Annotated in this window: 6 protein-coding genes; 1 reads left to right on the top strand and 5 read right to left on the bottom strand. The window is 34.1% G+C overall.

All coding sequences use genetic code 11. The features are described from left to right. Positions 1-15 precede the first annotated feature (15 nt). Both Q73A0000_RS01315 and Q73A0000_RS01310 read right to left on the bottom strand, forming a co-directional pair. Complete coding sequence (locus Q73A0000_RS01315; RefSeq protein WP_193812293.1) at positions 16-2,979, bottom strand: tetratricopeptide repeat protein; 2,964 nt, start codon at positions 2,977-2,979, stop codon at positions 16-18. A 466-nt stretch (positions 2,980-3,445) separates the two neighbouring features. Further along, a complete protein-coding gene (locus tag Q73A0000_RS01310; protein WP_193812292.1) occupies positions 3,446-7,015 on the bottom strand; it encodes a T9SS type B sorting domain-containing protein in 3,570 nt (1,189 codons plus the stop codon). A gap of 126 nt (positions 7,016-7,141) precedes the next feature. On the opposite strand from Q73A0000_RS01310, the gene Q73A0000_RS01305 reads away from it, so the two are divergent. Continuing rightward, on the top strand, positions 7,142-8,839 hold the full coding sequence (locus Q73A0000_RS01305; RefSeq protein WP_193812291.1) for an APC family permease: 1,698 nt from the start codon (positions 7,142-7,144) through the stop codon (positions 8,837-8,839). A gap of 150 nt (positions 8,840-8,989) precedes the next feature. On the opposite strand, the gene Q73A0000_RS01300 is transcribed toward Q73A0000_RS01305, so the two are convergent. The 3 genes from Q73A0000_RS01300 to Q73A0000_RS01290 form a co-directional block, all read right to left on the bottom strand. Then, positions 8,990-10,096: an NAD(P)/FAD-dependent oxidoreductase gene (locus tag Q73A0000_RS01300; protein ID WP_193812290.1), complete on the bottom strand. Its 1,107-nt coding sequence runs from the start codon at positions 10,094-10,096 to the stop codon at positions 8,990-8,992. A gap of 89 nt (positions 10,097-10,185) precedes the next feature. Further along, a complete protein-coding gene (gene glgP / locus Q73A0000_RS01295) occupies positions 10,186-11,844 on the bottom strand; it encodes an alpha-glucan family phosphorylase (RefSeq protein ID WP_193812289.1) in 1,659 nt (552 codons plus the stop codon). Positions 11,845-11,934: 90 nt separating this feature from the next. Beyond that, positions 11,935-12,771: a DUF3667 domain-containing protein gene (locus Q73A0000_RS01290; protein ID WP_193812288.1), complete on the bottom strand. Its 837-nt coding sequence runs from the start codon at positions 12,769-12,771 to the stop codon at positions 11,935-11,937. Positions 12,772-12,951 lie beyond the last annotated feature (180 nt).

The following is a 12,951-nucleotide window of genomic DNA, read 5'->3' as shown; positions in this document are numbered from 1 at the left end:
TGCTATCAAAAAGTCTTACTTCTTAATTTGCTTTTTTAAATCCTTTGCTTCTGCAACAATTTCCGGGAAATCACCATAATTGGCGATAATCTGATCGGCGGTATAACTCGCTTGGTAATTGTCTTTTAGGCCAATATAATTTTTAACCATTAAGACCAAAGATTTTGCACCCCAATATTCTTCGGAAGCATAATTATTAGCTAGTTTGAAAATCGTTTCATTGGATGATTTAAAGGCTTTTCCTTTATTTTGATAGAAGGCTTTTGCATATAAAGCTTCCGCTGCAACTTCGGTATTTGATGATTTTTCTAAAGCCGTATAAGCTGTTTTAGCGTCGTTGTCTTTGCCATTGTTCATCAAACTTCTGGCTTTAATGACTTTCGCCAATTCATTCACCGAAGCCGAATTTTTAGGATTCTGCAAAACTAAATCAGCCAGCATTTCTGCTTTTTTGAAATCTTTTTCGTCTGCGTAAATCTTCATTAATTCAACATTCGCGAAGTTTTTGACATTCACGTTTGTAGAATTTGAAAGCGATACCAAATATTTCTTCGCTTCATTGGTATTATTCTGCGCTAAATAAATTTGGCTAATTCTGGTTTGCGCATCTTCCTGATAATCGTTCTGAACATTCGCAACTTCCTGTAAAACCAATAATGCTTTGGTAGAATTCTGAGTCTGGAAATAACTTTCACCCAATTCATATTGCGCCTGATACAAACCTTCTCCGGTTGGATTTTGAGTCAAATATTTTTCAAAAAGCGGAATGGCTTTTTGGTACTCTTTGCTCGCATAATAAGATTTCGCTGTGTTCAAATTAATTTCGTCAATTTCTGAAGCGTCGATTCTTACGCCTAAACTTTGAGCAAAATTCTGATAACCTGAAACATCATTATTTTTAATAAAAATAGGTCTTGCTGCCTGAACAATTTTACTTGCAAACGCCGTGTTTTTATATTGATTTCCAAGAGACTTTAATTCTGATAAAGCTTTGGCATCTTCGTTTTGGTCGATATAATTTTGAGCACGATAAATCTGAGCATTTGCTACCAAATCTTTATCAGTACTGGTTTTAATGACTTGTGTGAAATAATCGTTTGAATTTTTGAAATCATCATTCGCTGCATAAGCTGTTCCGATTTCATATTGTGCGTCGTCGAAATATTCTGAATTTTTATACTGAGAAAGTAACTTTTTCAATTCCGCTATTTTCGCAACGGTATCACCTTTAAATCCTAAAGCCATTGCTTTTTGGAACATCGTATAATCATCAGCACTTTCCGTTTTATCATAAATGGCAATTGCTTCATTCAGATCATTATTCGCATAATACGTATCTGCCAAACGAAGTTCTGCATCTTTTTTAAACTCCGGTTTTGGATCTTTTAAATAAGCTTCGAAATATTGTTTCGCTTTGTCGAATTTTTTTGATTTAAAATAAGCGTAACCTAAATCATAATTCAGCTGTTGTTTCTCTGGGAAACTTTCATTCTGCAATTTTTCAAAACGTACAATCGCCGAAGAGTAATTTGCTTTCTGATAATAGGTTTGCGCCAACCAATACAACGCTCTTGAGTGAAATTCTTTATTAATATTGAATTCTAAACTTCTTAGAAAATACTTTTCTGCAGCATCTAAATTCCCTTTATTGAATTCTTCTGTTCCAATTAAGTACGAAACTTCCTGATCTACCTTATCCGTTTCTGGAGTAGAATTTGGCATTTTATCAATCGCCGCCAAAGTTCCTTTATAATCACCTGAATACAAATAAGATTTCACCAAAAGTGATTTCATTGCTGCTGTATCAGGACTTTTCGGATATTTCGTAATGTAACTTTGAATGACATTCGAAGCCGATTCAAATGGATTTCCAAGTTCGTAACTCAACTTCGCATATTGTAAATGAGCAAGTTGCTGCACTTTTGGATCGTAAGTCATTTGATATGCCGAACGAAACGCAGAAAGCGCTTCCTGTTTTTTACCCACTTCTAAATAAGCGTTCCCCAATTGGTAATACGCATTTTGTGAAGTCGCCGAATTGCTGTTCAACAACTGGTTATAATAAGAAACTGCTTCATCATATTTTTTCAAATGTGCTGAAACAAATCCCATTTCGTACAAATCACTTTCAGACGGTTTTCCCTTGCTGTCCAAATAAATTTTCAAATGTGGATAAGCCGAACTGTAATCCCCTTTCATGAAATAACTTTCGCCAATCATCTTGTGAACTTCGGCTTTATAATCAGCGGAAATATTTTCGTTGAGCAAGGCATTTCCTTCTACAATCGCCTTGTCGTAATCTTTATTATTAAAATACAACTGCACGTAATACGGTTTTACAACACGTGCATATTTGTCGTTCTCTTTAATCTGATCGAAATAAGTGAACGCTTTATCGTTTTGTCCATCCGCGTAATACAAATGTCCCAACATATAGGCGATGTCGTTTTTATCAGAACCTTCGCTCGTTTTGTACGCTTCTTCTAAAGCCTCAATCGCACCTTGAGAATCGCCGGTCATGAATTTTGCATAACCGAGTTTCATGATATACTGGGTGTTTTCTTCTCTTGAAAGTTGATATTGATTGACGTTGTTTAACGTTTCCAAAGCTTTATCAAAATCCTTTTGAGCCAGATAGAAATCTGCCAACGGTAAATTGGCCTGAGCGAAATACGCTGAGTTTGGATATTCTTTAATAAAAGCATCTAAGCCTTGTTCCGCATGATTCTGACGAAGAATAACGCCGATGACATTATCGAAAAACTGAGCTGCTTCTTTTTTTGAATTGGAAAGATTCTCGTTATAAAAATACTGTCGGGCGTATTCAAACTGAGAAGCGTTATAAATTTTATTTTGGTAAAGATTTTCTGCGAGGTTGAAACGGTAATTTTCGCGGTCGCTGAAGTATTTAGATTGTTGTGCCTCGGATAATCCGAAATAGAATATGGCCGTGGCTATTAAGATTTTCTTTGAATTCATTTAATCCTGATTTTCGAAAAGTTTTAAGCTATATCAGAGCATCGAGCTCCAACAACGCTTTCTAATCAACGAAAATAACGAAAAGTTATTGCTTGTACAAGTCTATTTACTGATTATATGAAAGCGAATAGCTCGGTACTTTTCTGATTATCAAAAAGATGAAATTGAGATTTTTTTAACAAAAAATTAAAAAAGTTTTACTCTCTTAAATAAACTAAACAGAAAGATCATGCAATAATTTATTCTTCCAAACTTTTTGGTTAGAATTTCTCCGAAGGAAACCTTAATGAGCTTAACTCCTTAATAAGAAACTTAATGGTTTAATTTTCACGTCAGTCACATGAATTTTATTTCTCTGCATGTTTCAAAAAAGTTCACATTAATATTCACGATTGTAGTTTCCGAAAAAATCTTGATGACTTTAATTCCGTCGCAAAATCCTTAAAGGTTCAAAAAAAACAATTCGTTAATTTCTATTTTTCATCAGAATCCAACCTTGTCGCTGCTCAGTTTTTTGCGTAACCGAATCGTACCAGGAAATCACATACCAATAAGTTGAAGTTGGCAAGGCTCTGCCATTATGTTTTCCGTCCCATTCAGATTTGCTTGGATTTTTGGATTCAAACACTTTTGTTCCGTTTCGATCGACGATAACGATTGAAACCTTTTCCATTTTCTCTAAACTGTCAATTTTCCAAACCTCATTCTTTCCGTCACCATTTGGAGTAAAGGCATTGTTTATTTTAATGAAATAAACCGTTTTAGGTTCTCCCAGGCATCCGGTCGCAGATTCTACCTGAATTTTATAAGATGATGCAGTAGGATTTTGTAAAACATTTGAACTCTGCGGAACTCCATTAAAATAATACAGATAAGGCTTTACACCACCTTCCGCAATAACTTCTATGGAATTATTGGTTTGATTGATGACTTTAATTTTGGGCTGGTTTTCATTAGAAATCGTAAAGTTGTGCGTATAAGGACAACCTTTAATTCCTTTTTGTAAAGTCACAGAATAAGTTCCTGGTTTTGTAAAAGTAGCAGTTTGTAAACTTCCTTTTCCATCGCTCCAATCAAAAATATCATTTTCGCTGCCCGCATTAATGGTCAAAGTTTCGCCATAACAGATGAAATATTTGTCTATTAAAGTGGAAGATTTTTTTGGTGTATTAACTTTCAAATTAATTTTCGCAGTGGAAGGACAAAATCCAGCAATCGTAATCCGCACAAAAATGGTTTGAGCAAAAGCCGTTTCATTGGTGTATTTTCCAACGATTGTTTGAGTAAGATTTACATCTTTAAAATATTCAAACTTTGCAGAGGTATCAGTTGTAAATATTAATTTTTTGGAGTCTAAATCAAATTCCATTCTTCCATCAAAATCTTTATCACAATCCGTAAAATCTGTTTGTTGAGTTAACAAAACAGAATTTACGCCTTGAATAAAAGTAACCGTTTGCGGATCAGAAATACATCCTGTAGCATTATCTTTCATCAAGAAATTCACTACTACAGGCAAAGTTGATAAATTAAAATTGGCAGGAAGTGGAGCTCCGGAAAGATCAGTAAAAGTATAGTTTGAAGAATTATTAATTACTTCATTTTTAAAATTTTGTAATGAATAGTTTACTTCGGAACAGATTAAAATTTGTGATTTAATCGCGACAGGTTTTGGCAAAAATGAAATACTCATTGGAATAATATCACTACAGGTCGTATTGTAAACTAACTTGACATAAGGATTCAGACCAAAAACTGCAATATCATAATTCGTAATTTGAGTCCCCGTTAATAAAGTTCCATTGGTAGAATAATATTCTAAACTGACCGTAATTGGAGATGGTGCATTTACTAATAAAATGGCATTTTGAGTGATATTAATATTTGAAGTTCCCTGGCAATAAGCTCCATTAAGAGCGTTCACAAGTTTAGTAGGTTTTTTATAAACCAAAAGCGTAATATCCGGATGATCAGGCGAAACGCAACCTGTAAGATTATCTGCTACTCTAATGTACAAAGTGGTATCTCCCAATCCACTTCGAAAATTGTAAGCCACAGCTCCAATTCCATCGATTGCATTTTGGAAAGTATTATGAAAAGTTACTGTAACATTCGGATCTGGATTAATCTCAGAAATTAAAGAAGCTAAATCAAATGTTTGCGTTGTACTTGCACATTGTGGCGATAATTGCGTGGTTGGTGTATTCGCAATAACTTTTGGATATTCACTAAAAACAATGCTGGAAACCGTAAAGCAACTTCCTGGCAGTGCATTCTTGGGTAAAATCTTAAACCACACTTTTGGATTCAATTGCGGGTTAACCAAAGAATTAGTAGAATAATTAATTCCATCCGTAGAATACAAATAATCAAAATAAGGATGAAAAAGACCCGCTACAACATTATGATAATTAGCTAAATCCAGAGAAGTTTGAGCAAAACAATATTTCTGAGAAACAATATTGAATGAAGTTGGAAGCGCATCATATCTGATTACAAAATCATGATTCAGTTCACAACCAGACACCGGATCTTTTACATCTACAGTAACTGTAATTGACGTATTGGGCAACATGTAAAAATTGGCAGGATCTAAAACTTCATTTCCAACGTGGAAAAATTTAAGGGTATATTTTATCGGATCTGTGGGATAATAATCAAAAAGATTGATATCTTTTGGTACAACGCCGGCAGTTTCGCAAAAATACAACGGCGTATTATTTGGATTAAAGGCTGGAATTGTAGAATTCAGATTCACAGAAAAAGGTGCAGAATCCTCCGAACAAACTGGCAAAATTTTACGGGAAGCACGAACAAAATAATTCCCTGTTTGGGTAGCATAATAAGAACTCCCAGTTCCTAAGACTGTGTTATTACCAACACGGAACCATTCAAAATTCAGATCAGGATCATTTGAAACAGTCATCGTCACTCCACTTACACAACCTCCTGCACTGTTAGAACTTATTACAGGTTTAGGAATTCTTTTAAAAAGTACCTGATCAGAAACCGCGGATCCAATCTGAGTTCCAGTAATCGGATCTTCGTAGGTAACTTCAACTTTTAAAACATCATTATCATTTGGAGTAAAATTTAATAATGTATCAGAATTTTCTGGAAGTAAAGTCCCGTTTTGATACCATTTAAATTTAGGCGTCAGATTTTGATTCGGTGTAAAAAGTGTCGCTATTCCTTCACTTTTCCAGGGTCCATTATTATAATTATAAGCGGTATTACTGTGAGTGGGAACTTTAAATTTTGTGGCATCATCATTCTGCATTCCGAGGATTGCATTATAAGTAATTTCAGTTTTACCACTAACGTAAATAACTACTCTACCATCTTCTAAAAGCAAAACATAACTGTTATATCCGTTACTCGAAATACCTCCAGTTCCATTGGTTCTAATTTGATTTTGAAAAGAAACCATAAGTCCCTTGACTCCATTTAAATTGACATTTTTGTATAAATAATTAACTGATCCATTTGAAGACTTAGGCACTAAATCAGTATAACCAAAAAATATTTGCGCCAAGTTGAGTTCCTGCGTTGGATTGGTTCTGAAAATTTTATTGTAATCTGTAGAAGGTAATGCAGAAAACGTATTGTACCCTGTTACTCCACTGAAAGTACGATCCACATAGACCGTATTATTTTTTAAATTATCTAATTCCGGATCGTTCGTGAAAACCAATCGACCATTGCTGCCCATAACCACTTTTGAATAGGTCTTGCCGTAAAAGCTAAAATTAAATCCAATCGGAAATGCTTCACTAAATTTATCTGCTCCAGAAGAAGGAAAATTAATAGGAATCGATCCCGCAGTAAGTCCAAAATCACTGGAAGAAACGTTGGTCATTCCATAATCCCCAGTCGAACTGGAAACAGCATCAACTTTAAAATTAAATTTTTCACCGACACAAAAGAATTGTTCGTTTGGATAAACAACAGAAGTGTTTGGGTTATAAAGTTGAACGGACTGAGAAAAGCCCAGCGAGAAAACACCTAAAAAGAATAAAAAATAAAACTTCTTCATCAAATCAATTTTTTCAAAAATACATTATTTCTTAAAACATAATTTTCATCTATTTTAGTATATAAGTTGCGAAAAATTATGTTTTTTAAAATTTTCTGTTACATTTGTGTAAATTAAATATTCAAGATGAACCAACTTTTCAGAAGAAAACAATATAAAGAGAGTGATCAACCATCTGGTTTAGTGCGTGTTTTAGGCGTTTGGGATATTGTATTTTTCGGTATTGCTGCCATTATTGGCGCCGGAAGTTTCAGTTCTTTGGGTGAAGCCGTTTTTCGTGGCGGTCCTGGAGTCATCGTTTTATATATTATTTGTGGTATTGCTTGTGGTTTTACAGCCTTGTGTTACGCAGAATTCGCGAGCAGAATTCCGACAGCTGGATCAGCTTATACTTACGCCTATGCCAGTTTCGGTGAATTGATTGCGTGGATTATCGGTTGGGCCTTAATCATGGAATATTCTTTTGGAAATATCTATGTCGCTTTTTCATGGTCTGATTATTTCACCAGTTTTATGGGTAGAATCGGAATTCATATTCCTGACTTTTTAACCTGCAGCTATCCGGAAGCTAAAAAAGCATTTATGAATGGTTCCCAAAATTTACAGCTCGTTAATGCCTGGAAGAACGCTCCGTTAATCGGAAATTTAAAAATAATCTTAGATCTTCCTGCTTTAGTTATTAATGGATTAATCACCTGGTTGGTATATGTTGGAATTAAAGAATCAAAAAACTTTAATAACATCTTCGTTATTTTAAAATTATTCATCATTCTTTTGGTTATCGCAGTTGGAATTGGATATATGAATACCGACAACTGGTTTCCAAAAAGCATTATCACAGGCGAACATTCTTTTATGCCTAATGGTTTTGCCGGCGTAATGAGCGCGGTTTCCGGCGTTTTCTTTGCCTATATTGGATTTGACGCCTTAAGTGTACTTTCAGAAGAAACAAAAGATCCACAGAAAAATCTACCACGAGGAATGATTATTTCCTTGATTTTATGTACTGTAATTTATATTATTTTAACCTTGGTTCTCACGGGAATGGTGGATTATAGAAAGTTTGATGGCATCGGAGATCCACTGGCTTTCATCTTTGAAAAATCAAATGCGAACGTCGCCTGGATGGAATTCGTAGTTTCCTTGGGAGCGGTTGTAGCAATCACAACGGTATTACTCGTTTTCCAAATGGGACAACCGAGAATCTGGTACGCAATGAGTCGTGATGGATTAATGCCTAAAAAATTCATGACCATTCACCCCAAATATAATACGCCATCTTATGCAACGATTGCAACAGGAATCGTGGTTGGTATTCCGATTTTATTTACTGATAAATCATTCATTTTAGATTTCACAAGTATCGGAACTATCTTCGCATTTGTGCTGGTTTGTGGTGGAGTCTTATTACTACCTGCCAAGAAAAAATTACCTGGAAGATTTCACATGCCGTATATTAATTCAAGATTTCTATTCCCAATTATTTTCTTGGGTGGATTAACATTCTTTTATTTTTGGCAGCCAGCGTTTTTCCATAATTTGATGGATTGGAAAGATCCTAACGAAGGTGAATTTAGAATATCAATGTTCTTTTTCCTGATCATTAACTTCGGACTGTGCATTTTAGCATTTGTAAAAAACCTTTCGCTTATTCCACTGATGGGATTAAGTTCTTGTCTTTACCTTTTAACGGGAATGACGCACAACAACTGGTTCTGGTTCTTGGTATGGTTCGGAATTGGACTTGTAATTTATTTCTCTTACGGTTATAAAAACAGTAAATTACATAAAAAATTGAACAACGATTTGGATGAGAATAACTAAAAAGTTTCCAACTTAGTTTTAGATTTGAAAATATACGCTCAATTGTTTTTCAGATAGAAAAACTGGAGTCTCAATAAAATCCTATTATTTGAAGTATAAGCTTTAAAATAATAGGATTTTATCTTAACAGATATGTTGTCAAAGAAACGATTAAACCATCTCCGCAACAAGTTCACCGACTTTTGGAGCGAGCGCAACACCCATCCCGGAAAGTCGAACAGCTGCAATTTGACGATCGGAAATCTTTTCAATGATGGGATATTTTTCAGTTCCCATGGCCATAATTCCTGACCAGCGATGTGATATTTTAAAACTTTGATTCGGTAAAATAACCTCTTTCAAAAATTCTTCTAAATGATTTTGTAAAAATTCTGTCGTAGCAAAGTCAGTAGTTTCTTCATTTTTAAAATCCATGTTTCTACCACCTCCTAATAAAATACGATTGTTTAAATTTCTGAAATAATAAAATCCTTCGTCATAATGAAAAGTACCTTTCAGCTTTAGATTTTCTATAGGTTCAGTTAATAAAATCTGTCCGCGCGCGGGAACCAAATCTATTTCCGGAAATAGTTTTTTAGTAAAAGCGTTTGTTGCAATTACTAATTTATCCGTTTCTAAATCGATATTTTCAGTAGTTATTTTTACAGAATCAGCAGATTCAACAATCTCCAAAATTTCAGTTCCGAAAAGAAATTCAACTTTTAAATCATAGCATTTCTGTAATAGTTCGTGTAATAATTTTCCAGAATGTAAACTTCCTTCCAAAGGATTTTCAATTAAAATTTTTGTTTTTGCTAAACCAAATTCTTGAATTTTTGAATTACTCTCAAAGTACGTCTTCTGAATTCCCGTGATATTTTTTAATCTTTCATTCACTTCATCAATTTGAAATAAAATGGAATCATCATTTAAAATTTCATAACCGCCACACCTTTCAAAATCGATGGTTTCAGCTTTAAAATAAGTTTTAATTTTTTGCAATCCATCAAAACGCATTTTTACTAAATCTAATGTTTTTTGCCAACCCATTTTTTCAGAATCGGCAATAAGTTCAGTGAGACTTCCGAAGCAAGCAAAACCTGCATTTCGTGTAGAAGCACCAATTGGAATTGAACTTCTTTCAACCACTAAAACTGATTTTTCGGGAAACTTTTCTTTAATCAAAATAGCAATCCACAATCCAGTGAAACCCGCACCAATAATAATGATATCTCTTTTTCTATAAAATGTTTCGAGCTCCCAGATACTTGGATTCATAAATTCGTTTTTAATTTCACCATTAAAAATAAACAAAAAAATCCGTCCCATTATAAAACGGAACGGATTTAAATTGATCTAAAAAAAAATTAGTCGATGTAAATTTGCTTGTAATATTCATCTGCCATTCGATCAGAATTGAAGGCGTCTTTCACGTCATCCATAGCAGTTTGCTGAACTTTCCTCCATTCATCCGGACGATCATAATACATTGGAATAATCTCGTTTTCTAAGATTTCATACAACTTATTAAGGTCATAATTATCTTGGTCATAAACGCTCATATTCTCGTAATCTGCTTTTGGAACAACAAAAGAGTTTTCGCCATGTTTTGCAAACTCCGGAATCCAACCATCGTCGGTTGACAAGTTTACAGAACCATTCATCGCAGCGCTCATTCCCGAAGTTCCAGATGCTTCTCTCGGTACGCGTGGATTATTCAACCACAAATCCGAACCTTGTTTCATCGATTTACTTAAAGCCAATTCATAACCTGTAAGTACCGCCATATTTTTATAATTCTTACTTTCTTCTACCAAACTATTAAAAGTAGAAATAGCGGTATAATCCATTGGATAAGGTTTCCCTGCCCAAACAATCTGCACGGGATATTTCGGATTATTTAATAATCTTTCAAATCGTTCTTTATCATGAAGTAATAGATCTGCTCTTTTATAACCTGCAAATCTTCTCGCCCAAACAATAGTGAACACATTTGGATCAAATAAATTACCCGTCTGATCAGCTACAATTTTGAAAAATCTTTTCTTCAAATGTTTTTTTCTGAAATCGAATAAAGTAGCATCGTCTTCATCTTTCGATTGATACAAAGGTTTATCAGCCCAATATTTATATTCCTGCGCATTGGTAATTGCCTTGATTTCACATATTTTGGAGTACTTACTCCACATTTCTCTTGAAACCACACCGTGTAATTGCGACACCCCATTTGCAACTCTCGCCATACGCAAGGCACAAAGCGAATGGTTGAAACGGTCATCCTCCACGCCTTCAATTGTTTTCACTTCATCAATCGACAATCCTGAAAAGTAAGACATATCGTGACACATGAAAATATTGTGTTTTTCGTTTCCGGCTTCTTCTGGAGTATGCGTGGTAAATACTAATTTCTCTTTTACTTTCTGCAAATCACCACCGAATTTCTTCAACAAATAAAATGCTGCCGGAAGACCATGTGCTTCATTCAAATGATAAACATCTCTTTCGAAATTCATCATATCTAAAAGCTTCGCACCACCTTTTCCCAATAAAATATACTGAGCAAGTTTAGTCGATTCATTCGCATCATAAAGACGGTGACAAATTGTTTTTGAAATATGATCATTTTCCGGAACATCTGTCGACAGGAAAAACATCGGCGCAGTATGAAAAATTTCAGGAGCCAAATAATAAACCTTTACCCAAACTGGTGCAGAATGAATTTCAATCTGATATTGAATTCCTGTATCTTCTAAAAAAGAATACATTTTTCTGGTCCAGGTTGCCTGTAAAGTTTGATCATGATTTCTGGCTTGATCGTAATAACCGAACTTCCACAAAATACCAATTCCTACCAAATCCTGTTTGAGGTTAAAGGCACTTTTCATATGAGAACCGGCTAAAAAACCTAATCCTCCAGAGTATATTTTTAGGGCTTGATCGATGGCAAATTCCATTGAAAAATAAGCCACTTTTTTTGAATATTCGGGGTTGATGCTATACGGCATCGAAAAGTTTTTAAAGTCCATTTTTATATTTTAAAAATCAAATACAAATGTATTGATTAAAACTTTTAAATGTAAAAGATACCCTTCGATTTTTTGAATTGCTGTTACTTATCACCCTTTATTCAGAACCCTGGGAATAATATTATCGTAGCCGTATAAAAGTAGTCCTACTGCTATAAGAATTAAAACCGCGAATACAATATAGATGACAGAAAATAAATAACTTAGAAATAAGGACCAGAAAGTTCTTAAAACAACGTACCATTTTCCACGTTGATTAAATAATTGAATAAGACAAAAAGTAACCAGAGCCCAACAAATCATATAGAAAAGTAAATTAAAATCACCTAAAAAATGATTGATAAAAATAAAGAAAACGTAAACCGTTAAGCACTGACCAGCCAGAAAAAGAAGAATCACCAACCATTCAGAATAATTATACCGATACTTTCTAAATCCAAGAAAAAAAGCCAGACCAGAAATAGGAAGCATTAATAAAATGGTAAAAGCAAGATGTTCTCCCAGCCATTGGAAGATATGAGTAAAGTAGGCAACAAAACGTTTAAAATCGATGTATTGCGCAATTTCATTTTTTGATAAATTGGTTTCAAAAGTGGAATCTTCTTTTTTTTCTACCTTATGATTTAAAAAAAATTGAATCAGGGCACACACAGATCCCATAATTAAAACAAAAAGTATCGGTGGAAAATGCGGTTTCCGTTTTCCTTCCAAATACTCGCGCAACGTATGGCCAGGTCTTGTAAAAAGTTCTTTAAGCGTAAAAACAATTCCGCCATCTACATGAAAAATGCCGTGCTGAATTTCATGGAGGAGAAAATGAAAATTAATCCGATGCGTATCCGTTTTCTGACCACAGGCATGACAATACTTCTGATCCAAAAGTAAATGCTGACTGCAATTTTTGCATCGATTCTCAAGCCCAACCATGACTTTATTTTTATCAAAATTACAAATTCAAAAGAACATTTTTTATAATTTTCAAAGAAATAAGCATCATTAAAAACGCATAATCTATTAATTAACAAAACTTTATAATAAATTAAAAAAGAAAAATCACATTCGACAATATTAAAAAAAACAGTTTAAAAAGTTTACTTTTCACTAAAT

This window comes from Kaistella flava (ex Peng et al. 2021), assembly GCF_015191005.1.
In the GTDB taxonomy this organism is placed as follows: domain Bacteria; phylum Bacteroidota; class Bacteroidia; order Flavobacteriales; family Weeksellaceae; genus Kaistella; species Kaistella flava.
The sequence above is the reverse complement of the archived record's forward strand: the minus strand, read 5'-3'. Positions and strand labels throughout refer to the sequence as shown.